This is a genomic window from Devosia sp. MC521 (assembly GCF_014127105.1).
GTDB lineage: Bacteria > Pseudomonadota > Alphaproteobacteria > Rhizobiales > Devosiaceae > Devosia.
On record NZ_CP059902.1, the window covers coordinates 1,684,130 to 1,707,997 of the forward strand.

The 23,868-nt window shown below is 58.7% G+C and carries 18 protein-coding genes; 8 read left to right on the plus strand and 10 right to left on the minus strand.

What is annotated here, in order from left to right; genetic code table 11:
- Nucleotides 1-26: 26 nt before the first annotated feature.
- Nucleotides 27-1,034: a LacI family DNA-binding transcriptional regulator gene (locus tag H4N61_RS08065; protein WP_169193894.1), complete on the plus strand. Its 1,008-nt coding sequence runs from the start codon at nucleotides 27-29 to the stop codon at nucleotides 1,032-1,034.
- A 437-nt stretch (nucleotides 1,035-1,471) separates the two neighbouring features.
- Here the strand turns inward: H4N61_RS08065 and H4N61_RS08070 are convergent, their stop codons facing one another.
- From H4N61_RS08070 to H4N61_RS08100, 7 genes are read right to left on the minus strand one after another with little or no spacing between them, the layout of a single operon-like run.
- Nucleotides 1,472-3,901: an AAA family ATPase gene (locus H4N61_RS08070; RefSeq protein ID WP_182395697.1), complete on the minus strand. Its 2,430-nt coding sequence runs from the start codon at nucleotides 3,899-3,901 to the stop codon at nucleotides 1,472-1,474.
- The gene (locus H4N61_RS08075) at nucleotides 3,901-4,470 is read right to left on the minus strand and encodes a hypothetical protein (protein ID WP_182395699.1); all 570 of its coding nucleotides are present in this window, start codon (nucleotides 4,468-4,470) and stop codon (nucleotides 3,901-3,903) included. Before H4N61_RS08075 ends, H4N61_RS08070 begins: the two co-directional genes overlap by 1 nt.
- Nucleotides 4,467-6,176: an SIR2 family protein gene (locus H4N61_RS08080; protein ID WP_182395700.1), complete on the minus strand. Its 1,710-nt coding sequence runs from the start codon at nucleotides 6,174-6,176 to the stop codon at nucleotides 4,467-4,469. The genes H4N61_RS08075 and H4N61_RS08080 overlap by 4 nt, the downstream gene beginning before the upstream one ends.
- Nucleotides 6,177-6,186: 10 nt before the next feature.
- Nucleotides 6,187-7,386, minus strand: a complete 1,200-nt coding sequence (locus H4N61_RS08085; protein WP_182395702.1) for a GIY-YIG nuclease family protein — start codon at nucleotides 7,384-7,386, stop codon at nucleotides 6,187-6,189.
- Entirely contained in the window at nucleotides 7,379-9,454 is a 2,076-nt protein-coding gene (locus H4N61_RS08090; RefSeq protein WP_182395703.1) for a DEAD/DEAH box helicase, read from the minus strand. The genes H4N61_RS08085 and H4N61_RS08090 overlap by 8 nt, the downstream gene beginning before the upstream one ends.
- Nucleotides 9,451-12,219 carry a class I SAM-dependent DNA methyltransferase gene (locus tag H4N61_RS08095; protein WP_182395705.1) on the minus strand — a complete coding sequence of 923 codons (2,769 nt, stop codon included), beginning with the start codon at nucleotides 12,217-12,219 and terminating at the stop codon, nucleotides 9,451-9,453. Before H4N61_RS08095 ends, H4N61_RS08090 begins: the two co-directional genes overlap by 4 nt.
- Before the next feature lie 41 nt (nucleotides 12,220-12,260).
- Complete coding sequence (locus tag H4N61_RS08100; protein ID WP_182395707.1) at nucleotides 12,261-12,815, minus strand: hypothetical protein; 555 nt, start codon at nucleotides 12,813-12,815, stop codon at nucleotides 12,261-12,263.
- 518 nt (nucleotides 12,816-13,333) lie between these two features.
- Here H4N61_RS08100 and H4N61_RS08105 point away from each other — a divergent pair.
- From H4N61_RS08105 to H4N61_RS08135, 7 genes are all read left to right on the plus strand, one after another.
- Complete coding sequence (locus H4N61_RS08105; protein ID WP_182395709.1) at nucleotides 13,334-15,298, plus strand: AAA family ATPase; 1,965 nt, start codon at nucleotides 13,334-13,336, stop codon at nucleotides 15,296-15,298.
- Entirely contained in the window at nucleotides 15,291-15,527 is a 237-nt protein-coding gene (locus H4N61_RS08110; RefSeq protein WP_182395711.1) for a hypothetical protein, read from the plus strand. Before H4N61_RS08105 ends, H4N61_RS08110 begins: the two co-directional genes overlap by 8 nt.
- Nucleotides 15,524-16,375: a hypothetical protein gene (locus H4N61_RS08115; RefSeq protein WP_182395713.1), complete on the plus strand. Its 852-nt coding sequence runs from the start codon at nucleotides 15,524-15,526 to the stop codon at nucleotides 16,373-16,375. The genes H4N61_RS08110 and H4N61_RS08115 overlap by 4 nt, the downstream gene beginning before the upstream one ends.
- A gap of 176 nt (nucleotides 16,376-16,551) precedes the next feature.
- A complete protein-coding gene (locus H4N61_RS08120; RefSeq protein ID WP_182395714.1) occupies nucleotides 16,552-17,349 on the plus strand; it encodes a hypothetical protein in 798 nt (265 codons plus the stop codon).
- Nucleotides 17,346-19,652, plus strand: a complete 2,307-nt coding sequence (locus H4N61_RS08125; RefSeq protein WP_182395716.1) for a DDE-type integrase/transposase/recombinase — start codon at nucleotides 17,346-17,348, stop codon at nucleotides 19,650-19,652. The genes H4N61_RS08120 and H4N61_RS08125 overlap by 4 nt, the downstream gene beginning before the upstream one ends.
- Entirely contained in the window at nucleotides 19,652-20,764 is a 1,113-nt protein-coding gene (locus H4N61_RS08130; protein WP_182395718.1) for an ATP-binding protein, read from the plus strand. Before H4N61_RS08125 ends, H4N61_RS08130 begins: the two co-directional genes overlap by 1 nt.
- Nucleotides 20,721-21,740 (plus strand): hypothetical protein, encoded by a 1,020-nt coding sequence (locus H4N61_RS08135; RefSeq protein ID WP_182395720.1) that lies wholly within the window; start codon nucleotides 20,721-20,723, stop codon nucleotides 21,738-21,740. The genes H4N61_RS08130 and H4N61_RS08135 overlap by 44 nt, the downstream gene beginning before the upstream one ends.
- Here H4N61_RS08135 and H4N61_RS08140 read toward each other — a convergent pair whose 3' ends face one another.
- The 3 genes from H4N61_RS08140 to H4N61_RS08150 all read right to left on the minus strand — a co-directional run bounded on the left by H4N61_RS08140 (nucleotide 21,741) and on the right by H4N61_RS08150 (nucleotide 23,862).
- Nucleotides 21,741-22,034 (minus strand): hypothetical protein, encoded by a 294-nt coding sequence (locus tag H4N61_RS08140; protein ID WP_182395722.1) that lies wholly within the window; start codon nucleotides 22,032-22,034, stop codon nucleotides 21,741-21,743. It lies immediately after the preceding gene.
- Nucleotides 22,035-22,318: 284 nt separating this feature from the next.
- Nucleotides 22,319-23,044, minus strand: coding sequence for a proteasome-type protease (locus H4N61_RS08145; RefSeq protein ID WP_169193893.1), 726 nt, complete (start codon nucleotides 23,042-23,044; stop codon nucleotides 22,319-22,321).
- 17 nt (nucleotides 23,045-23,061) lie between these two features.
- Complete coding sequence (locus H4N61_RS08150) at nucleotides 23,062-23,862, minus strand: transglutaminase family protein (RefSeq protein WP_169193892.1); 801 nt, start codon at nucleotides 23,860-23,862, stop codon at nucleotides 23,062-23,064.
- Between the last annotated feature and the right edge of the window lie 6 nt (nucleotides 23,863-23,868).

Genomic DNA, 23,868 nt, shown 5'->3' on the forward strand with positions numbered 1-23,868 from the left:
AGCAATTGAAACGGTTCGATAAAAGCATGGCCACGATACGTGACGTTGCCAAAATTGCAGAAGTTTCTGTTTCCACCGTGTCGCTTGCGTTCAGCAATCCGGGGCGGGTGAGTGCGGCTACCTTGGAGAAAATTCGTGCCGCTGCTGCGACCGTTGGTTATGCGGCTGATCCGCTGGCGCAGAGTCTGGCGCGCGGCCGTAGTCGTATGATTGGGTTCGTTGTCGGTAATGTCGGTAACCCGTTTTTTGGCGATATACGACGTGAGCTAGAGAACTACGCACTCACCCATGAGCACTTCGTTTTGGTCACGGATACCTCGGGCCAGCCGGAGCGGGAGCGGGCGCTCATTGAGCATCTTGTCGGGCTCAAAATTGCCGGTCTAGCCCTGGCGCCGGCCAGCTCGGGCAAGGATTACGTCGATTTTATCCAATCCCTGAACATTCCCGTGGTTTGTTTTGACCAGAAGATCGCCGGTCTGGAACGCGACTTTGTGGGCTCGGATAACTTTATGGCCGGCGCGATGCTCACTGAGCATCTTCTACAACTCGGTCACAAGCGCATCGCCTTCATAAAAGGACCGGACCATTTCAACACCGCTGCGGAACGCTATCGGGGCTTTGTGCAAACGATGGCCGGAGCGGGCGCTGATGTTAATCCCGCCTATGTGGTGGATGGCAAATTCACGCGATCTGGCGGCTATGCGGCTGCAATGAACCTCTTGGTGCAATCGCAGCGGCCCACAGCCATAATCGGCGCGAACAATACGGTTGCGCTGGCGGCCTTGCAGGCTATGCAGGAACTTGGCTTCCGATGCCCGGACGATATTTCGCTGGCAATGATCGACACCGTGCAATGGGCCGACGTAATCACGCCGAAGATCACCACCGTGGTTCAGGATTCCGTGCAGCTGGGCAATATCATCGCGCAACGGCTTGTGCATCGCATAACCAAACCAGAGTTTGCAGCAGAGCCTGCGCAGGACTTTACACTGACACCAAGATTTGTCGCTGGCGCTTCGTGTCGCAAGCTTTAGTGACGGCTCGGTGCAGCAGGCGTCACATGAGCCGTGACGGAGCAAGTTAGCCAACCAGTTCGCCTTAGCTTTCTGCGCTGTCATTTGCCAAATCGATGGGATGTCGATCAGAATTCACCAATCAGATTGTTCCATAATATATATTATGCGCTATTTTATATAATGTCCCCCTACGGCAATCAGTGTCCCCTGCAATGGAATCTGGCACTGGCTGTCATTCAAATCTGGCACTGAGCGTCTTCGACGGGTTCCCCGCATCGCTGAAGCTATCAGGCGGCGCTGGTGCCTCCCTCGGTTCTCTTCCTCGACACAATCGGAAACCCATCGGGTCGAACTTCATGTGTGTCCTCTGCTATGGAATTTTGGCACTGGCTCATGAGCTGCGCTAACGGCCCGTGCTCAGTGCTTGCGGTTAGGTCGGCGAGTCCTGCTTTTCCTTAGGCCACGGCTCTGTCGGTTACGTACACGTGCGGAACCCACGGCGCGGTGGTCTCCTCCACCGCCGACCGGCCAATCTCAATGGTAATGAGTCTGTCGTCCAGGAACGCCGGACTTAGCTCCAGGGCCAGGTAATCAAAAAGGTCCTTCTCGTGCACAGCAATGATGATTTGACGATTCAGCTGTTTGGAGAGCGTACGGAGCAACGCCGCAAACTGAGCGATATGAACCTCATCCATGCTCTGGACGGGATCGTCGATCACGAGCCACGGTAAGGTGGGATGGACCGACAGATGGAGTGACAAAAAGAGCGTCAGCGCAGCGGTATTGAGGTTACCAGCACTTAGCATTGCTCTTGGATTACCGCCCTCGCCACCATCACGATGGATCGTTTTCAACACTGCCTCAACTGGCCCTGTTGATTTAGGGATCGCAAAAGCAGGTATGAAAGGTTCATCGGGCGCCAACCGGACAAAAAGATCCTTCCAAACAGCGTTCAGGTCTTCGTTGAACACCCGGCGGACAAGGGAGGTGCGTGCGCTAATCGCACGGTTTGACAGTGATCTCGCTACATCAATTCTTCTATCGGCCTCCGCCTTGCGCCGCTTCAGTTCCGCTAGGCGCGTCCGGACCGCCTCGGCCTGTTTGCGGGCAATGGTAGCTTGGGACGAAGCGGACACCCACCGATCCAGGCTATCGGTAGCCCTCTTTCTTGCGGCCTGCTTGGCTTCGAGAATCGCCTCACGTGCGGCCAGCCCGTCCAGCAAACGTGCGAAAGCATCCGTCATTGATTCTTGCTCGGCCAGCGGAGGCGCCCCCAGCTTCTTTGACGTCTCTCGAAGTGTGTTTCGCAATGCATTGACGGTCTCACTCGCGCCCCGCGAGACACGAGTTTGTTCACGGACCTCCATGAAGCGCCGGTAGGTCGGGTCCACCTCCTCGCAACTGCCCCTGAGCTGGTCAAGGTGAATGGCTATTTCCAACAAACGAGGATGCTTCGTCTTTGCCCTGTTAAGGTCGTCTGGGGACAGTCGCCGCGATTTGACAAACTCACGCTCACGTTTGGCCTCGGATACCGCCGAAGTCGTGGTGCGTTTATCAACGACCAACGCCTGCAGTCGACCGGAAGCTTCTACCAGACGTGCAATCTTCAGGGAGACGTGCGCTGCCAGATCGCCCTGCCCGGTCCGGCCAAACGCCTGATCACACACCGGGCAAACATCGTCGTGTATGTGAGGCTGCAACGCCGCCAAAATATTGGCGAGGCTATCAGCGTCTCCGGCAGAGCTCGCTATCTGATCGTCGAGCGTGGCCAGTCGTGCTTCGCCCTTCAGTACGGCTTCATCCAACGCCGCTATCTGTAAGGCCTGGCCCGCGTCAGCCGCTAGCAGATCGGCTAAACGGCCCAGCTCCGTTGTCAATCTCAAGGCCGCTTCAGAACGGACTGTTTCTGGAGAGGCACTGTCCAGCAGTTTTAGCTCAGGGAAATCCTTCTTAAGCTCGGCGACCACGCTAGTGAGAACTACGCCAACACGGCTGTTCCACTCGACCAACGCCTTAGACAACTCGCTGTATTCTGCCTCAAGCACTGTCAGGTCGGATTCATGTCCGGATGCGGCGGCCCTACCCCACTGATCACGCATGGCAATGAGATTGCGACGCTCAGTAGCTATTAATTGCAGCTCACTCTGCTCATCAGTAGCGTAGAGATGGGACCTCAACGCGTCTGGATTATCTCCGTCAAACGTCAGATTTGCGCTGAGTGACTGGGCGTCGGCATGTAGCTGTGTGCTGACAGCCGTGAGGATGTCGCTTTGACTGCCGATCGCCACCTCTAGCCGCTCAAGTTCGTCTTCTAGGCGTGGGATGTCCTCTCGCGCCCCCCAAAACTCTGGGACGGGCTCACGCAGGCGCGTTACATTGCCTGCCGGGTAAAGGCCGTCGATTAGCGCGTCGAATTGGTCAAGCCCGAGCAGATCCTTCACAAATTTGGTGAGGGCGGAATCTGCTTTCTTCTCCTGAGCCTGATAAATATCGAGCAACCTGCCCATTGCGGACTGCGCTAGGTAGCACCGTTCCGAATAGAAATGGGCATGATCCGCCGAAAGCAGAGGTGTCCCAGAGATGCCCGAATTGGTGACAGCGATGTCGGACGTTCGAATGAGACCGGCGTCTTCGATTTGCAGGCTGATCTTGCCAGACGTCACGACGGAGCCTGACGACTGATGAAGCAGATTTTTTTCGTAGTCTTGATCAACCCTCGCCAACGCAGCGGAGCGGCCAAGAAGACCGATTTCGATAGCTGAAAGGAGGCTGGTCTTCCCTGCCCCGTTGGGGCCGTGAATAAGGATAACCGGTGCATCAAGGCCGACAGTGATGCTACCGTTGATGCTTCGGAAGTTCTCAATCGTTATGGATTTCAGTCGCATCAGACGTCCTCTTCATCATCAGGATCGTCTGAGAACGGTGCTGATACAAGGTCAAACAATAGCTGCTTGACCTCCTCAGTCCCATTCGCAGCCTCTTCTAGGAAACGGAGGGCCAAGGGGTCTTCATCGTCAGTCAGGTCCATCAAGCCGACGATATCGGTTATAGGTGATTTTAGAGGTGGAAGCTCCAGAGGAAGCAGCACTGCGATACGCTGTTTGATCTCGTCTTCCGATGCCCCCCCATCTGTAACCAACACCCTACAAACGCTCGCCATCGCATCCAACGTCTTGGTTGTCGGCCTTGTGCCCGTGAGAACCAGGGTCAAGGGCCGCACCGAGGAAACCGCATCTAGGGCCCTCGCCAAACCCTCGATCTGGCTCAAGATTTTAGCATCGCTCGTTTCGGTTGTGTCCGAGACGACGACCAAATCCGAGCTCCGATCGGTACCAACGACGGCGGCGGAGAAGTTGAACGAGATCCCTGCAACCGACAGGGGCATTCGCAAAGATTTGTAATCTGCCTTCTCAAGCACCTGAACGATGCGGTCTGTTGGGACGGTGAAGCTCACAGCACTGCCTCATGGCGAAACCTACTGATCAGGTCCTCAAGGGTGCCACTAGAGGCGACTAGATCAACAATGCTGAACTCTCGTAAGGACGGGCGCCCCTTTCGAATTGAGTTCGAGCGGGGTGATCGCTGTTTCGTTTCGGCCATAGGCTGACTATGCACCACAACCGCATCGTCTTCTCTTGAAACGAGACCGTCGGCTTTCAGGTTAAGGGCACTTGTTTGGTTCGCCGCGAAGAAAATTTCTGAAGCACGCGATGGAGAGGATACCCTTATGGCCCCTGGCCGAGCCCCCCCGCCCTGCTCAATCGTCCAGTCAAATTCGCCCGACCCGATGCCAATCACGCCGAGCGCCACCGATGCTTCGCCCAGCCCACTGGTGGAAATGAGCGGGTCGTTTACGGTGGAAGTTATAGGCACCTGAGACACCGGATGATAAACCGGGCCGTTGTGTGCAGGCGCCTTCCCGGTTCTGAAAAGGCTCATGCCGCGCCCCATAGCCGCAAGTGTATTGCGAGCGAAGTTTTCCTCGGCGTCCACAACGGATAGTTCGGCCGCCTGATTGCGCAGCGAGATGATGCCCGCCTTTATCTTGTCCAGCTCGGGGGCTGCAAATTTTGCAGCAGCCAATTCGGTCAACGAGGCAAGCTTCGCGCCCACGACATAAAGCCATAGTGCGGGCAGAAGCGCTTTGCCAAACGACCTAAGCAAGGCGGAATTTTCCACGTCAGCTTTGTTCGCAGGCGTGATCAGGCCGTTGTATACGTTTGCAAGCAGCCCTTTCTGATTGAGGCCAACTTTTTCTTCAGAAAATACGTAGGCGGGCGGATAGCTTGGTAGGGTCCAACTCATGCGTTGCTGGGCCGCAACGAAGATACCCTGGATGTTCGAATCCTGTGCCGAAAGACCTAGCATTAGCGTTGGCTTGGCAGTCACTATGTCCACCAGGCGGGCGCCGATGACCTTGTTCTCGCCCTTCTCTGTCCAGCCATCAATCTGTGTCTTGCGAGCTACGAGCCTAGGGCGGTACTTACTCTCGTCCTCGCCTGCCAGAATAGCACAGCCGTGAAATTTGTAGAGCTGGGCACGTCTTGCAGGTTTGCGAACGTCTTCGGGCAAGACAACGACATTAAGGATATCCCCTCCGCCAGACAGTTCGGCCACTGCGCTTTCGACTAAGCCGTCCCAGTTAGCGCTTACGACGTCAGCGACTACGCCCTCCATTATCAGAGCGGCAATCCCGAGATGTTCTCCTCCAGGTTTTTTGGTTGGGTCCGCATAGGTGGCAACGACATCGACTGCGTCCCACAGCAAGTAATCGGGCTCCTCTCCCGAGGGGGCCTGATCCATCATGCTGGCGTACTGATTTACTAGCCGTGTGGTGACGGAGGAGACGTCAAGCCAGGTGTCAAGAGGTTGTGCAAGATCGACCTTTGCCCATTCATCGTCAGAAAGAGCGGCAACGCCCAGTACGTCAGTCAGAGCATTCGCAAAGCGACAGTTCGGGTCATCAGGATCGCATTTCTGATGTAGGTGCCGCAGTACCTTTTCAGCGATCGTTTGCAGCTTCGGCACCTTTCCCATAGAGATGCCAGAGCCAAGCCAAAGAGCATATCCACCTTCAGTAAGGGCGTCGGCGGTGGGCTTGAAATCCCCATCCAACAAAGCGAGCGTCTCGACAACAGAAATCTCCCAGGCTGTAGGCATTGTGTTCTTTTTACTCACGTCCTGCAGATGTCAGAGAAGCAGTGCTGGGATCATATTGGACTGCAGAGATCGAACCGTCTTTTATTTTCTCTACAGCCTCATCGATAACATTGAGAGGCACAAGAAACCACTCCCGCGGAACCACGGGATTGCCGAAGCGGTCCTTGATAGAAATGTTCAGCTTCGCCGGGCCGAACACCCGATGGATGATGTTCTCGAGCTTGGACCGGTTGATGTTGTAAAGCCGGTAACTGGCGACGACCTCGACATCGGCGAGCAGGAAGGTCGGATCCAGCTTGGCATTCGAAATGCGGCGTTCGACACTACCACCGGTGACGCCGATCTTGTGCAGCACCATCCGGTTCGCGGCGACATCCGGATGGTCAGACTTGCTGCGGAGTACGTAGATCGTCCCGCTCTTTTCGTCTCCATCCTCGGCTTCACCGGAGAATAATGGCCCGGCGTGAGGCTCGATGATACGGCGCCCGTTCTCGTCCTGCTGCAGCGCCTTCTGGAGCGACCGCATGAGCAAGTTGCTTTCGGTGCCGTTGTCGAAGATCACCCGCAGGCGCGCGTCGCGCATGCCATGTTCGTTGGTCGTTGGCTCTTCCATCTCGGCGACGTAGGCCTTCTGGCCGGCCAGGATGTAGAACCTGCCCTTCTCGATCTCGGCCTTCCGCTCAAAGCGCCGGGTTTCGCGCAGTCCCGTATCGAGCTCCTGCTGCACCTTCTCGAACAGCGGCTTGAAGGTCGCGAAATCCTCGCACTTCTGCCGGTTGGCGATTTCCTCGGCTGCCTTCTTCTCGGCCGAGGAACGAACGTGTGTGAGATTGGTGATGGAGTCCGGGTCGGTGTCATCACCCGAGAGGCCAAGCTCCGCGAGCAAGGCGTCATCATCAAGGTCGTCGATGGTGGTGGTTGCCGGCGAAACGTTGGTCAGCAGCCCCTGGCGATCCAGGGGTTGGAGCAGGGAGACGCAGTCCTCTTGTTTCCGGAGCTGATCGAGCCGCACCGCGTACATCCGCTCGAAGATGTCACGCCCCTCCCCGTGCTGCGGGTGGCGGCCGTGGGCGTCGACGAACTTCTGGATGTCCTCAAAGCCGGCAATGATCCGCTCTTCACGGGGGGACCTGGAGGAAGCAGTCTGGGTTTCGGTGACGACGCCGAGCTCCTCGAGAAGGGCATCGTCTTCCTCGGTAAACTTACCCACGTTCCGCCTCCGCTTTCATGCGCTGCATGAACGCCACGCCTTCGGCCATCTTCACTTCCCATGGATCCTGCGAAGTTATGGACGGCAGGCGGCCACGCTCCTGCTTGAACTGCACGGCGCGCTTGGTCAGATCACGGGCCTCCTCGATCGAGAGCTTCACCTTCTTGCCGGCGATAATCGCCTTGATCTGCCGGAGGCGCTCCTCGCTCATGGTCTTCGACATGATGGAGTAGGCCTCGCCGAACGGGTTGATCCGGTCGATCAGATCAATGTCGAGATCCTTCACGTTCAGGAACTTGCGCACGCCATCCACGAATGCGGTGTTCGGGCCGCGATCTTCCTCGCCAGGAATTAGCTGTGGGCCGGACCTTTCCTCCTCAGCCGCCTTTTTCGCCTGCTGTACCAGGTTGAAGGCCGCCATGGCATGTTGCCTGATGGCTTCGAGATCCTCGGCGTCGGCCCCGGGATATGCATCCTTGATGATCTTGCCGAACCGGACCTGCGTCAGCTCTTCAGGAACTAATTCCTGGTCGAACAGGCCACGCTCGATCGCGGGCTTATCCTGCACAAAGCTGGCAATCAGCTCATTGAGGTCCTCGCGGCACACCCGCTTGGCCTCCTCGCTTTTCGGTTCCTGCAGCCCCTTGATCTCGACCTCGATCTTGCCCGTGTCCTCGTTGAAGCCGACGTTGCACTTCTCGGGGTCGTATCCGCCCTCGCCGTAGTCGAAGCCGGGAGTGGCCTCGTTCTGAGGTTTCTTGGGCTTGAACTCGAACCGAGGCGCCAGCACCTGCTCCATCAACAGGCTGGCCGCGATTGCCTTGAGGGTATCGTTGACGGCGTCGGAGACCTTCGCGCTCTCGACATCCGGCTCGGCGATGAGGTTGCTGAACCGCGCCCTGGTCTTGCCGGGGGCATCGCGCGTGGCGCGGCCAATAATCTGCACGATCTCGGTCAGGCTGGAGCGGTACCCGATGGTGAGGGCGTGCTCGCACCATATCCAGTCGAAGCCTTCCTTGGCCATGCCCAGCGCGATGATGATGTCGACATGGTCGCGGTTGTTCTTCTGCGCCGGATCCTTGAGCGAAGCCGACACCTTATCCCGGACACCGACGTCGTCGGTCACCAGATCGGCAATCCGGAGCAGTTTACCTTCGGGCGTGCGAACAAGCTGGAAACCGGTGGCCTGGTCGACGCCTTCCCAGTCACCCAGCGAGAACAGGATGTGCTCGACCTCCTTGATCTTGTCCTTGGTGCTCTCCCGCGAGTTGACGCTCGGGATATGCACGATGGTCTTTTCGTTGGGATCGAGGACCTTCAGGATGTCGTCCGCATAGGAGCCGGAATAGAAGTAGTACCCGATGTCGAGCTGCTTGAGGTGCTCATAGCCGTTGAGCTGCTCATAATAGGTGTAGGTGACAGACTCGAACTTCTGCTCGTCCTCCGGCGTCAGCACAGCCTCCGAGTCGCCGCGGAAGTACGATCCCGTCATGGCGACGATGTGGGCGCGATCCCGGGCCATGAACTGCACCAGGTGCGAGCCCAGCTTGTTGTCCGGGTTGGCGGAAACATGGTGGAACTCGTCAATGGCTATGAGGCGATCGTCGAAAGCCTCGACGCCGAACTTGTCTACCGCGAAGCGGAACGTGGCGTGGGTACAGACCAACACGCGGTCGCTGCTCGCGAGGAACGTACCCACAGCACCGACTTTGCCGTCGTCACCACCAGGCGCGTTGCACAGGTTCCACTTCGGCACGACCGTCCAGTCCGCCCAGAAGCCGTAGTCCGACAGCGGCTCGTCATTGAAGCTGGCACCGATGGACTTTTCGGGCACCACGATGATCGCCTGCTTCACGCCCTGGTTGTGCAGCTTGTCGAGCGCGATAAACATCAGCGCCCGGCTCTTGCCCGACGCCGGAGGCGACTTGATCAGCAGGTATTGTTCGCCCCGCTTCTCATAGGCGCGCTCCTGCATGGTGCGCATGCCGAGTTCGTTGGCCTTGGTTGACGCACCGGTGCGGCCATACGCGACGGAAACAGTGGGAACGGACTTGATGTTGATGGTCATGCACGTGCCCTCCTGGTTCGCCCGGCGGATGCCTGCGAGTTGGCGGTCATCTTGGTGTAGAGGTCGAAGAGCTTCTCGAGGCGCTCGGTATCGTTCCGGAAGCGCCGGCCGATGTAGATGCGCTCCAGCACCTCGTCATTGCGGTCATGAGCCGCGCGGAGGTCATCCGGCATCTGTTCCGGGTCGTACAGGTCGGCGATTGTCTTCGGGAAATGAGCCTCCCGCGCCAGCAAGATGTCCTCAGCGCATTTGGTCAGGTCGGCCTTGTTCTTCTCGGTGAGCTTTGGGAGCGGGAAGGTGTTCCAGCCCAGAGTGTTGGAGTACGAAAAATCCGTTCTCATGCGGACGCAAACTGTACCAACCCACACCCAGTGCAGACGCGAGGCGATCAACGCCAAGTTCCAGATCGGCCCGTCATAAATCGCGAAGTTCCGGTCTCCAATGATGGCGTCGCTATTCATCAGCCCAACTGGGAGATAGGGCCGATTCTCAGAGCTGACCCGTGGCGTAACGATTACGCTCGAGGCTGCTCGCCGTGGGCTCTTAAATTGATGGGACCGTACCGCCAAACTACGAGCGTATGCATCTTTGCTGCTTAAACGCGCTTCACGGACCTTGTCGATTTTGCTTGCTAAGTCTGGTTCTTCAAGGGCCGCGTCGACTTGATCGTCTTCGATCCAGATGCAGTGTCTGGTTTCACCATTGATGAACTCGCGAGATCCATAGAACTTCTTGATAAAGTTCGATTTCGCTTCAGGAGAGAGCTTCATAGCCTCGAGCTGAGCAGGCGTCAGCGTTAAGTGTCCGCCATCATCGGCTTTGTTGCCAAAGTCCATTGTGGCGAGTTCGTTCATCGGGCGCATTGCTTTTTCCACTATGATGTTGGGCGCCGAGACTAGATACGGGTTGATGTTCTGAGCTTCTTTCGCAGCAGTCTCACCATTGTCTGCGATAGTATAAAGGCGCTTGTCTGCCTTGTGAGTGGCGGAAATCCCCACAATCACTACGGTGACTCCCGCCTTGTTGCTGGCGAGATTCGACCACTTGAACGATGCATATGCGAAGCTGATCTCATTTCCAGTTTGGAAGATCAGTGGCCAAAGGAATGATACCTGCTGACCTTGACATATTGAGTTGGTCGCAACGAAGGCGGCGGCACTCTTAGTTCCGCTCGTGTAGTCGGCGGCTTTCATGAACCAACCGGAAACGTAGTCGAGAGACTTCCAGGTGCTGGTTCGGTGCGCGAAGATGCCTTGAAGATCAGATTTCTGTTCTGTGGTCTGCCATGTAGACCCTAAGTACGGCGGGTTGCCGCAGATGTACGTCTCCCCGCCCTCGTTCTCGAAGTCAATTTCCGGCTGATCCAGCGGCGTCTGTAGCAGGTCGTCCGACCTGTGCTTGACGACGCTACCGGTAGGCGGGCAGATGCTCAGCCAATCGAGCCGCAGCGCATTGCCGCAGGTGATCCAGTTGTCCGAGTCGAGCGGGAGGAACTCCTGTAGAGCCTCCTTCTGACCGCGGTACAGCACATCGCACTGGTACTCGGCGATGATGAGCGCCAGCCGGGCTATCTCTGCCGGGAATTCCCGCAGTTCAATGCCACGGAAGTTCGTCAGCCGGATATCGGTTCGTCGCTCTTGGTCGCCCAGCCGCCGGTTGATCTCGGCCTCGATCTGCCGAAGCTCCTTGTAGCTGATCACCAGGAAATTGCCTGATCCGCATGCCGGATCGAACACCCGGATCTTGGCGAGGCGCTTCCGCAGGTTCCGGAGCTTGGCAGGGCTGTCGCCGGCCGCTTCCAGCTGGGCGCGCAGATCGTCAAGGAACAGCGGGTTGAGGACCTTCAGGATGTTCGGCACGCTGGTGTAGTGCATGCCGAGGGCGCCACGTTCCTCATCGTCGGCAACAGCCTGGATCATCGACCCGAAGATGTCCGGATTGATCTTGCGCCAGTCGAGATTGCCGATGTGCATCAGGAAGCTTCGGGCAATCCGGCTGAACCTGGGCGTCCTGGTGTCGCCAGCGAAAAGGCCGCCGTTCACATACGGGAACGCTGCTGCCCAACGAGGCAGGTCAGCACCACGCTTGGTGTGGTGCGTGTTCATGGCGCGGAAGATTTCGCTGATCACCTCGTGAGTGTTCGTCGAGTCCCTGTCGCTCATCCTCTCAATGGTGGACGTGAACAGCTGGGTGCCCTGGAAAATATCGGTGTCTTCGGCGAAGAAGCAGAAGATGAGGCGCGCCATGAAGTGGTTCATGGCGGTTGGGTCTTGTGCCCAGTCCTTGTTGTCCTTGAGCAGCTCGACGTACAGGCGGTTCAGCCGGCTGGTTGCCCGGATGTCGAACGAGCTTTCGCGGATCTGCTTGACGGTGGTGATTCCAGCCAGAGGCAGGAAGAACCCGAAGTGATTGGGGAAATCCGCATAGTCACAGGCGATCGTTTCCCCGCTGACCAGGTCCTCGGCTTCCAGCGTGTCGCCATCGGTGGCGAGGATGAACTTGGCCTTCGCCTTGGTGGTCGCGGGGCTGTCGCGCAGCGTCTGCAGGACAGCACCCACCTGCCCCGCTGGGGCAACGGCGATATGGATATTGTTGGTCTGCAGCACGCCACCAACGTCGGACTTGTTGGTGTTGCCGGCGCGGAGCTTACGAAGGGTCGTTTCCTTGTTCCCGAAGGCCTGGAGGAAGGCATACGGGAATTCGGGACCGTCAAAAGGCGCCTCCGCGAGCTGTGATACAGCCTGTTCGATCTCTACGGCGTTCATACTACCCCTACCCCGCCCAATTCAGGCACGCGAACTTTGACTCAGCCCTGCTTCGCTGCAAGCTTCAACACCTTGGCGGTCTGCTTCTTCACGAAATCGTCTTCGTCTTCGAACTCGAACCCAAAATGACGGGCAAGATCGAAGAACCCCGGTCCCGGACGGGTGACCCCTGCCGTTTTCCGGTGAACCAGGACGGAGAGCATTACCCTGCCCGTTTCCATGGAGTTCTCGGAAACCCGGCCCAGGATTGCGCCAATGCGGTTGCGCTCGGCGGGCACACGAGGCGTCAGTCCGACTGTCGCCATGACCGGCTCATAGAAGATTGCCGTTACGCCGGCTTTCGCCTGTTTCCATAGATAGCGCTCCACTGCCCGGACGTCGGCAGCCATCTTGTCCTCATCGTTGAGGAGGCTCTGCAGCGCGACGAAGGAATGCCGGCCGATGCGCAACCCCTCCAGGGAGCCGCTGCGGACTCTGGCGGTCACCGCGGCCGGCGAAAGGCCGAGATGTTCAGCAACGACGGGCACCGGCAATCCAACGATCGACGGGTCTGCCCGGTATGCTGATATGTAGTCGGCTAGGGTCTCGAACTGCACGTTGCGATTCCTACGTTTTGGATTGGCATAATCAAGAAAACACTGAAGTGAGTGCCGGTCAACGTGAGAAAGTGGACCTGGACCGAATTTGGTGTTGACGGGACTTTCCAAGTTCTCTATCTGTTCTCGCCATGAGCCCGCAGAAGACTATATCCAAACGCGAGAACCTACAGGCGGCGCCGACCGGCAGCCGCACGGATCGCGTTGTCCTCCAGCGTTCCGGACTGCACCTCTAGCTGCAGTGTTCGGGAGGACCTCACCGGGTATCCTCCCATGTTCATTTCAACCATCATCGACGGCGAAGCTGATCCCGAGACGCGAAAGCGGCTCTCGACTGCTTGCGTCTCCGTGCGTCTGGTCCGTGGCCGGATAGACCACCGACTATGGGGCAAACGTCCCCTTTTCTGAGCATCCCATGAACATCTTTAATCCCGGGCGCAGATCGCGCCCCTGCAACCGGCCAGGAGAGGCGGGCGCGTAGTCGCTCGGCCATTTGCCTGCCGGAGAACGAGGCAGCAATGGCTGACAATGACGACTACGATGACATCTCCGTTGAAGAGATGGACGCGATCGATGCCGAGGTGATGCAGAGCAAGTCCTTGCATCGACCGGCCATCCACACTCTCCCCGAACTCATGATCCGCCTGGCATTGATGCCGGGTCATATCGCTCGCCTGAAGCGTGACCGCACCACCAGCATGATCATCGAGGCGCCCAGTGCCGAGTGGGTGCAACCGCTGATGCGCGCAGCCAAGCGGCTGGGTGAGTGGAAGTTTGCTCACGCGGTGAGCGAGCCGCCCCGCAAGTCCACGCATGGCATGACCACCTCTGATCAGGCTGTCTTCGCCATGGCGAACGGCGGCCGCATCATCGGCGTCACGCAGAACCTGGATTATCTGCCCAAGGCCATGACCGCCTCGGCCGACATCCGGATCAAGATCGATCATCCCGATGACGAGCTCCTGCGCCAGGCCATCAAGATGGCCACCGGTCGGTATCCCCGCTCCATGCCTGCTGGCGTCTCCCATGGCCTGGACTACTCGGACATCTGCGGCGCCATCCGCACCGGCAGCACCGCCAAGGCCTGCGTCGAGCGTCTGGTGGCCGCGTCCAAGGCGAAGTCGGAGGCCGCGCCCGGGCTCGAGGACGTACCTCCTGTCGAGGAGCTGTTCGGCTATGGCGAGGAACTGGAGGGGTGGGCCAAGGCGCTGATCACCGACCTGGACGCTTGGCGTGCCGGTAAGCTGGAGTTTTCGGCTATCCAGCGCACCGCGGTGCTGGCATCCGAGCCCGGCTTGGGCAAGACCACGTTCGCCCGCAGCCTCGCCAAGTCTGCCGGCATCCCGTTCTTTCCCACGTCGGTCAGCCAGTGGTTCGCCAACAGTCCCGGCTACCTCGACAGCATCATCAAGCAGATCGATGAGTTGTTCGCCGCGGCCGCAGCGGTAGCGCCGGCCATGATTTTCCTGGACGAATGCGAGGGGATTCCGAGTCGTGCGAATGCTGATCGGCATTCATCGTGGTGGATCCCGGTTGTCGGGCACATGCTGCTCAAGCTGGACAGCGCCACCTCGGGTGACAGCTCGAAGCTGATCGTCATCGGTGCCACCAACCATCCCGAGAAGCTCGACGCGGCTCTGGTTCGTCCGGGCCGATTGTCGAAGATCATCCACATCGAGAAGCCGGACGCCAAGGCACTTGAAGGCATCATTCGCCAGCATCTCGGCAAGGACCTGCCAGATGTTGACCTGAGCGTCGTTGCCAAGCTGGGCGTGGGCTCCAGCGGTGCCGATGTACATGACTGGGTGAAGTCGGCTCGCCTCGCGGCGCGCCAGCAGAACCGCCCCGTCGCCCTGCAGGACCTGTTCGCGCAGGTGGCGCCACCGGAGACACGGCCGCCGGGTTTGGTGCGGCGGATAGCTGTCCACGAAGCCGCCCATGCCGTGGCCAGTCATGTGCTGATGCCCGGTTCGGTGGACGGCGTCACCACCATCAGCCGTCAACCGTCGGAGGGCGGTCGCACCAGCATGTCGGTAGTGTTGGAAGACGCCATCGCACGGCGCGACATCGACCACCGTGCCATGGTGCTCCTGGCGGGCCGGTGTGGTGAAGAGGTGCTGCTCAACTCGGTCAGCAGTGGCGCCGGCGGCGACGAGACCAGCGACCTCGCGCAGGCCACCTACATGCTGGCCCTGGTGCACACCTCGCTTGGTCTCGGTGATCGGCTCCTGCACCGCTCCTCACCGCAGGAGGTCAAGCAGCTGCTGACCCTTGATCCGGTGCTGGCGAAGACCGTCGAAGAGGACCTGCAGCGGCTCTACGCCGCCAGCCTCGAGATCGTCCGTGACAATGCCACGCTCGTTCAGGCCGTCGCCGATGCCCTGGTCAAGCAGCGGCATCTCACCGGCGAACAGTTCGTGGCGACCTGCCGCCGCGCTCAGCGGACCGACGCTGTCAAGCTCCTGGGAGGCAGCAATGGATGAGTTGCTGATCCGGGTCCTGACCCGCCTCCTCCGTGTTCATGAGGAACTCGGTGACAAGAGTTTTGAGGAGGCTGCCCATCGCGCCCTGCTGGCGATTGCCATGACGGTGCGTGATGAAGCCGAGGCCCGCGCCGGGGACCGTCCCAAGCGGAACGCTGCTGTCGTCAACTTCCCGTTGGCGAAGGCGCTGGCCACCCGTTCGCAGGATCTGCCAGGAGGGGACAGATGAGCCGCTCGTTGGTTGACGAAAGAGCATTGTGCCTGCCCCTCCTGGTCGAGCACCTGGCTGATCGCCCCGCCTCGACGCGCGAGGGATATATCGGTGATCTCAGGCGCGTCGCCGAAACGATGGAGCAGATCAACGGGCGCGTGGCAATCGCCGCGGATATCCTGGAACTCGATACGTCCGCCCTGCAGCGTCTCGTTGAAATGTGGGAGCAGGATGGCGTTTCCGTCTCTACCATCCGGCGGCGGCTCGTTTCCTTGCGAACGCACGTCCGGCTCCTGGCTCGCGAGCTGAGAACCGGCGGCGCCATCCTGACGGCCGACTTTCCGCGCCCGCAGCCGCAGGGCGATTGGTTGCCCCCTGCCCCCGACCTGCTCGATCTCGAGCGCGCCGTGGCAGCCAGCCAAGAATGGCAATGGTCTCGGGATCTGGCTGTCACTGCCTTGGCGGCATATCTCGGGTTGTCCACCGGGGAGATGGCGCCACTCGACCACAAGGCTTTGGGTAGTGGCTTCCTGGTCGTTCAACGGCCTGGCGGCTGTTTCCGGATCGTCGACATGGAACATCCTGTCGCCAGCGCCATCGGCCGCTACCTCCAGCTCGTACCAACCTCGATTGGTCGCAATGAGCCGCTGTTCCTGAACCAGTACGGCGGCCGGATGTCGCCAAGGCTGTTGCAGATGGCGTTGCGGCGCGTCCGGCAGGAGCTGGGCTGGCCGAGCGATGCCGTCGCTGGCCTGTTCCGTCGGCATCGGATCCGCAGCCTAGCCGCGCAAGGCAAGACGGTGACCGAAATTTCGACGGTGATGGGCATCGGCATCGAGACCGTTGTCCATCATTTGCGACCTTAGCGGAAACTAAACAGAAACCACTCGGGCCAACGCCTCGCCAACCATCCCCGTGAACGCGTTGGCAACCAAAAAAGCAAGCAACTTCAACATACAGGAGCGAAGCAGCAAGTCATAAACCCTTGCCGCTGCAGAAGTCTCCGGAACGGGCCAGAAGAGCCCAGAGTAGCAGGTGCGTTATGGTACAGTTTGGCAAGTCATGGGAGGCAGAAAGTCTCGCACTTGCAGAACCACACTGGGAGCGACTGGTCCCGGGTGTGGAGCGGTTCAGGCTTCCCGGTAATGAGCCGGTGCGGCGTATCATTACTGGCCGTAAGCCTAACCGCGTTGGTGGTTTCTATAGCTGGAAGAACGCTGGCCACGTGGTTCACGAGTCGGTCGGCGAGGAGCGTGTCGCCCGCCTTCTCGAGGTACATCAGTCAGTGACCGAGTATTTCGGCCAACCGGAAACGCTTCGGGTAACGCCCGACGGTGAAGTCGAATACTTCGAGTACACGCCGGACTTCCTGGTGCTCATGGGGCATGCGGAAATCCGGGTGGAGTACAAGCGGCTCTGCGACATCCGGCCTGAGAAGCCTGCCCCTGGTGACGAGCGCGGACTGCGTCGATACCGCAAGGCCGCTCTGATGCGTCACAGGCTGCGCCTGGTGAGGGACGCCTATACCCGCTGTGGGCTTATCTGGGACCTTTGGACAGACGTCGACGTGGCGGGCATGGCTGACCCTGATGTCGTCGACGAAATCCTTGCGAACTCCGGTCGGCCGATCACGGCTGAGAATTTGGAGCGGCTGCTGAGCACCCTCCGCAATCGCCCCGAGCAAACCGCGACGATGGCAGAGTGCGAAGCGGCACTGGAGAACACCGACTTCGCCCGCGGTGACATTCTTTCGCGGATCACGGAGCGCCTGATCGCAATCGACCTGTTCGAGCCCATCGGCCCCGACACGCCGGTCAAGCTGACGAGGGTCCGGCCATGAACATTGTGCTGACCAAGAACTCGATGCAGCCTGACCCCGGGGCGTTTCCTTTGGGCAAGCTCGACGACCTCATGGCAGACGACCTCAAGCCGAATGACGTCGTCATGATCGACGAGGTAGCGCACAAGTTCCTTATGAAGGTACCGCACGGGCCGCACCTGTTCTGGAACGGCCACGAAGAAAAGCAGTGTTCCTTCACTACGACTGAGCTGTTCAAGCTGATGGACGAGCGGCGCTACTACCGGCCCGGCCGGGACGCGCCAACCTTCAAGTCAGATACCCATGAGGCCGAGCACCGGCAGCGCCTGGAGGTGGCCTACAACCTGTTCAGGAAGGGGCCAAAGCTCAAGGCGGAAGCTCGCTGGCTGTTCGTCTCTGAGTTCCTCAACCGCATCAAGCAGGCGGAGGAAAGCGGCGAGCAGTATGCCCGGAACGAGGACAATGCGAAGGCAGTGATTGAAGCCGTCGAGGCTGCGATCGAACGCCACAACCAGCAGGTATTGGCCGAGGACAAGATCGAGCTGCCGCGGAACCGCGCCCCGCGCACGGTTCTCCGCTGGGTGGCTCGCGAGTTCAACCTCCAGATTCAGGAAGCCGGGTTACTGCATGGAAATGCTGTCACGCCGCGCGCCAGAACCTTGCCGCCACGGGTGTTCGAGATCATCGGAGAACAGATCCGCGAGATGGTGGAATTCTCGCATGCGCTCGGGCCGCTGAAGATCCACACGCGGGTCGAGGACAAGATCAAGACGGAGAACGCCGAGCGCGGCACTTCGCTTCCTGTACCGTCCTATTCTACCGTGAATAACGAGTACCGCAGGTTCGATGCCTGGGTAAGGATGGCGAAGAAGGAGGGGGTCGCAAAAGCCGACCTCGAGTACGGATCTGTCGGCAAGAATCCGCGGCCAAAGCGTATCCTGGATCTGGTGGAGATCGATCACCACCTTTTCGACTTGCACCCGACCCCGGGTGCACTCGGCCAGACCACTCTGGGTCTGGAACTCGCCCAGAAGGGGCTGGACCGCTTTTGGGTGTGCCTGGCCCTCGACGTGCACTCAGGATACCCGCTCGGTTTCGCGATCACCTTCGAGCCTGGCGGGCTCACCCCTGCCCTGATGTGTATCGATCATGCCATCCGTCCCAAGACGTATGTCAGGGAGCGTTGGCCAGACATCAACGGCGACCTCATGGGGTTCGGCAAGCCGGTGAAGGTCCGCTACGACAATGCCAAGGAATTCGTGTCCTTGCAGTTGCAGCAGAACCTTGCTCGCATCCAGGTCGGTTTCGAGCTCTCGGTGCCGAAGAAGCCCAACAGCAAGCCGTATGTCGAGAGGCATTTCGGTACGATCGAGCAGGACTTCGTCCACTGGCTGAAGGGGTCGGTCGGTTCCGGACCGCATGATCGTGGTGACCGGCGCCCGCAGCATGAGGCAGCTATCGGTCTCGACGACTTCAACATGCTGTTTCACCAGTACCTGATCGAGGTCTATGCGCGACGTCCGCAGGAGGATCTGGACTACGAGACCCCGGAACAACGTTGGATCCGAGGGGCTAACAGTCCGTCGCATCGTCCCCGGCGCCTTGCTCAGCATGAGCTGGACAGATGGGACTTGGTGACCACCATCGAGGTGGACGCCGTTGCCACCGATGAGGGTGTCACATGGCGCAAGCTCAAGTACCGGTCTGACGAACTCCAGCAGCTTCGCCGAACTGGTGGCGCTCACGGTCATCGGGGCATGAAGCCAACCCCGGTGACGCTCCGCATTCCCCTGCTGGATGTCAGCAAGGCTTATGTGTCCCTGCGTTCGGATGAGCTGCCCGGTGGACGAGCGTTTCCTCCAGCCGAAATTCTCGTGCGGGCGGAAAACCCGCATGTGGAGGGGCGAACTATTTGGCAGCATGAGGCGGTATGCGATTTCCTTCGCCGGCAGAAGAAGGACGCCAGCAATGTTGCTGATTACAAGCAGGGCTTCCTGCGGCTCTTTGAGAATGCCTTGCGGGCCATGGGAGCCAAGCTCGATGATAAGAAGCCGAAGGTGAAGCTCACAGGTGGCCAGGCACCACGTATTGCAGGGCTGATGCTGGATGGCCCAGCCAGCGTGTCGACGGTTGGGGCCAGGAAAATCATCGACCGTTACGACTTGCTCAAGGAACACGACGAGGAAGCCAATGGCGGGCAAGTCGTCGCTGAGCCTGCCGAACGCAAGAAGCGCAGCGTGTTGGACGTGTCAGATGATGAAGATCTGTTCGAAAACTTCGCAAACAGAACGAACTGGACACACGATATTATTGAGGACGACTAATGAGCGGCGAGACTGTTGATGACGGAAAGGCTCGCATTGCGGCACTCAAGGGAGAGATGTCTACGTGGGACAAGGAGCGGCGCCGCACGAAAATCCAGCGCATTTTCGTGGCGCATGCCAACAACCTGACCGCCACGCTTGCGCTTGAGGATGCTTACGACAATGCAATTCGGATGCGTGAGTCTTCCCCTGCATTTCTCGTGGGCGACAGCCGGTGTGGGAAGAGCGAACTTATCAAGCGGTTTATGTCTGCCAAGACCTCGCAGCCCGTGCCGGATGTACCGTTTGGCTGCTCCAAGATTTTGGGCAGCCCGGCTCGTGCCGTCTACCTCAATTGCCAGAATGGGGCCACTCCTCGGCAAGCCTGTAACACAATGCTCGAGGAACTGTTCAAGCACTGGTTGTCAGCCCGAGGGCCGAGTCAGCAAGAGGCAAGCTTGCTGCTCATGAAGCATTTCCAGCGTGAAAAGATCGACATGCTCGTCATCGACGAAGCACAAAAGATGTATGACGGCCAGTCACCCAAGGACCTCGTCAACTGGATCGTTTCTATGCGAGATGCGGGTTTCTTCCGGATCTTTGTCACTGGTGATCGTAGCCTTCTGGAATTGATCGACACGCACAAGGTCCTGAGAGACAGCAAGCATTCGCTGGTTGAGTTGCGGCCCCTCGGGTACCAGACGGAAAAGCAAAAGGGGCAGTTTGCGGCATTCTTGAAGAAGTTCGACGAGGAAATGCCGTTTGTGTCTACGCCCCTTGCCGACGAGGGATTAGAGGAAGCTTTCTTTTTCGCCACCCGCGGACGACCGGGGGTACTTGCTAATCTTCTTGAGGGAGCCACGGTAGAGGCGTTCCGTCGATTGACCGACGACGACGGTAACCTCAAGGAGATGCCTCGAACGATGACGGTTGGGGACCTCGCTCGAGCTTTCAAGATCAAGATGGCGACCGAAACCCGCATGCTGAAGATCAACCCTTTCACCCATTCTGGGCCTTTCCCCAGCTATCCGAAGACGCTTGAGGGTGAGCTCGATGAACTTCAGCGAGCTCTCGCCGCCAAGGCGGCGCGTGGACGACAGCGTGCAAGCCGTCTCTACGATGACCCCAAGTGAATCATCTCAGCCGCCGACCGGACCGCTCTGGGACTTCCCAGAGCCCGCTCATGCTGATGAGGATCCGGCCTCCATCATCGTCCGTGTTGCAGAAGGTCACTTCTTCCGGACGAGCGACCTTTTTTCTCGGTATTTCCAGCTGCCGGCATACCGGTTAGCGGACGTAGGGAATCATCCGGGAATTCTGGACCAACTCGATGTTTTGGCGGGATGCGGTTCCGAATTTCTCCGCTCGCTGGGTTGGCAGCGCCAGGCGGGCAAGAAGGTCGTATTCCGGGGGCAGGCTCTCCCTTCCGATTGGATCGGGGAAGGGAGACGGGTAGCTCCAGGCGTTCTGGCGGCCGACGGTGATCAACCGTACATCCGGTTGGCTTGGCGATTCCCCGCCATTCCCTTCGATCTCAACACGAACGAGATGCTGATCGATCGCTGCCCATTGTGCTTTAACTTTCTCACGTGGACGCGAATCCGGTCCGTCTGCCATTGTCAGAACTGTCAGTTCGATTTGCGCGAAGCTCGTCCAGTTTATGCACGAGGCGAGTACGTTCAGCCTGCTTTGAAGCTGGCGGCTCATCTCGGTTTGCTGCCTGGCGAAAAGATTGCTCTCCCGCCCCCCTTCGCCACAGAAGATTCAGTGGTAGCTCTGAAAGTTCTGGAGTGGTGCGCGTGGTTCGCCGGACGGTGTGAGGTAGTGCCAGTCGCGCAGTCGGCTACGAATGCTCATCGAGGTGTTGCAGTTGCGGAAAGTTGGCCAGCAACGCTGGAACTCGCTGCTGACCTAGTCCTTCGCCAGGTACTCAAGAAAGAGCATGCGATGAGTACTCTTCAGGGGGCGTTCAGATCGTTGCCGAACATGGAGATGCGCAAAGGCGTATCGACGCAACTGGCCGAAATCATGCAGCGACTGAACGTTCAGAGGGTACAAGATTATCTGGTGGTAAACCGCTGGAAATACTTCCAGCGTGGATGGCTATAGCTATTCCAGCAGGGCCAGCCAGTCCTTGATGCGGCCCAGGGCCGGTCCGCCCAGCTCCCACCTTCCTCCCTGCCCTTTGACGAACCCCACAAGCTGAAGCTCTTTGAGGATAGTCCTCATGGAGTCATTGGGGATGCCAACGTGAGCGTTGAAATCTCGAAGGTCGCGTGGTGCCACGGCGAGAAGCTCGAGCACTCGACGGCTCGGCGGATTTGCGAGCGCGATGAACGCAGCATTGGTGTGAACAAACTCGGGATCGTCATCCTTCAAGATCGGTAGAGTGCCGTCGAACATGTGCCTGCCTGTGAAATGCAGCAGGATATTTGTATAAAACTGTCAGCATTCCGTTAAGCTTTGGGAAGCGTTGCTGACTCGCGTCTCCAATGCTCCGGCCAGTGCCAGATTCTGATGGCTGCTTTTGTCGGCCAGTGCCAATTTCTGGAACTTTGGTGCCAGAATTGGGGAATATTCCAACATTGTTTTTGTTGCTGAATTCCCGACGGCCAGTGTCAGATTGCGTTCCAGGGGACAATCAGACTGGCGATGGCTCCAAAACGGTGAAGGATTGTTGGCTGCGGCTAGTCGAGTGATGGCAGCTGATGGAATGCATCTTTGAGCGCAGCGCCCCAGCCTTCAGATATCGCCACGTAATATGGATCGTTCCGCTCAAACCGCCTTTGCGCCTCGAGGTCGAAGCTATCCTTGTTGTAGATCTGCAGATCGAGCGGCAGCCCCACCGAGAGATTGGATTTGAGCGTAGAGTCAAAGGAAACCAGCAAGAGCTTGATCGCCTGATCAACGCTCATTTCTCGCTCATAAGCGCGCACCAGGATTGGCTTTCCGTACTTATGCTCGCCGATTTGGAAGAACGGCGTGTCAGCGGAGGATTCAATAAAATTGCCCTCTGGGTAGATGTAGAACAGCCGCGGCTCTTCACCCTTGATCTGCCCACCGAGGATAAACGACGCCCCAAAAGCATCTGCATTCTGCCCACCCGGCGCGGCATCGCGGATGACTTCTTTGACCACTGAGCCGATGAGCTGTGCTGTCTGGAACACGCTTCCAGTGCTGTGCAGTGTCGGTTGCCCAGGTTTTGGCGTGCGAATACGCTCGTCCAAGAGGCTTGAAACAGCTTGCGTCGTCGCCAAATTTCCCGCTGACAGCAAGACGATAGCACGCTCTCCGGGAACGCTCCAGTTACGCATTTTCGAGAAGACAGAGATGTTGTCGAGCCCTGCATTGGTGCGGGTGTCGGACATGAAAATCAGCCCACGATCCAGCTTCATACCAACGCAATACGTCATGGGTCTTCGTCCTATTCCTACTGTTCGACGCTGATATGGACGTCTAGCGTCTCGCCAGCTGCCCCCATCCGCACGCCTGAGACAGGAGCGGCCGAACGATAGTCTAGGCCGACGGCGATTCGAACATAATTGTGGTTTGGACAGATATTGTTGGCGGCATCGAAGCCAACCCAGCCCAGACTGTCCACATAGGCCTCGGCCCAGGCATGGCTCGCTGTCTGGTCGGTTACGCCTTCCATGCGCAAATAGCCCGAAACATAGCGCGAAGGAATCCCGAGGAGCCGCGCCGCTGAGAGGAAGATATGGGAATGGTCTTGGCAGACCCCTGCTCCATTATCGAGCGCCACTTCAGCCTCAGTTGCGACGCTCGTTGTGCCGGGCGAATAGACTACGCGGGAATGGATCGTGTTCATTAGAGTGTGCAGTAAGGCGAGCTGATCGGCCTGTTCATCGCGAATGCCCTCTGCCAGCTCGCGAATATGCGGGCCTGCTTTGGTGAGGTCGGTCACGCGCTCATAAATCCAAAGTGGAGGGCCACCAGCACTCTTGCCAACGACCCCTGCCCGATCCTCCGTCTCGACTACACCATGGGCCTGCACGATGATGCTGTCGGCACTGCGCTCGTGCTTGAACAGCTCGACCTTGTTGCCAAAACCGTCGACATAGCTGACCTCCCGATCAGCTCCACTCACTTCGACGCTCCATTCACGCACAACCTGCCCCGCGATATTTTGCGGCCACAAGCGAAGCCGCTGCAGCGCAAAATTGACGGGCTGGTCATAGTCATAGCGAGAGGTGTGATTGATGGTGAGCAGCACTTTGGA

What these genes read in the sequence shown, in the direction of transcription:
- H4N61_RS08125 (WP_182395716.1), top strand. Translation starts at nt 17,346, where the DNA reads ATGAACATTGTGCTGACCAAGAACTCGATGCAGCCTGACCCCGGGGCG.
- H4N61_RS08080 (WP_182395700.1), bottom strand. Translation starts at nt 6,176, where the DNA reads ATGCCTACAGCCTGGGAGATTTCTGTTGTCGAGACGCTCGCTTTGTTG.
- H4N61_RS08120 (WP_182395714.1), top strand. Translation starts at nt 16,552, where the DNA reads ATGGTACAGTTTGGCAAGTCATGGGAGGCAGAAAGTCTCGCACTTGCA.
- H4N61_RS08130 (WP_182395718.1), top strand. Translation starts at nt 19,652, where the DNA reads ATGAGCGGCGAGACTGTTGATGACGGAAAGGCTCGCATTGCGGCACTC.
- H4N61_RS08065 (WP_169193894.1), top strand. Translation starts at nt 27, where the DNA reads ATGGCCACGATACGTGACGTTGCCAAAATTGCAGAAGTTTCTGTTTCC.
- H4N61_RS08105 (WP_182395709.1), top strand. Translation starts at nt 13,334, where the DNA reads ATGGCTGACAATGACGACTACGATGACATCTCCGTTGAAGAGATGGAC.
- H4N61_RS08095 (WP_182395705.1), bottom strand. Translation starts at nt 12,219, where the DNA reads ATGAACGCCGTAGAGATCGAACAGGCTGTATCACAGCTCGCGGAGGCG.
- H4N61_RS08070 (WP_182395697.1), bottom strand. Translation starts at nt 3,901, where the DNA reads ATGCGACTGAAATCCATAACGATTGAGAACTTCCGAAGCATCAACGGT.
- H4N61_RS08090 (WP_182395703.1), bottom strand. Translation starts at nt 9,454, where the DNA reads ATGACCATCAACATCAAGTCCGTTCCCACTGTTTCCGTCGCGTATGGC.
- H4N61_RS08140 (WP_182395722.1), bottom strand. Translation starts at nt 22,034, where the DNA reads ATGTTCGACGGCACTCTACCGATCTTGAAGGATGACGATCCCGAGTTT.
- H4N61_RS08115 (WP_182395713.1), top strand. Translation starts at nt 15,524, where the DNA reads ATGAGCCGCTCGTTGGTTGACGAAAGAGCATTGTGCCTGCCCCTCCTG.
- H4N61_RS08145 (WP_169193893.1), bottom strand. Translation starts at nt 23,044, where the DNA reads ATGACGTATTGCGTTGGTATGAAGCTGGATCGTGGGCTGATTTTCATG.
- H4N61_RS08110 (WP_182395711.1), top strand. Translation starts at nt 15,291, where the DNA reads ATGGATGAGTTGCTGATCCGGGTCCTGACCCGCCTCCTCCGTGTTCAT.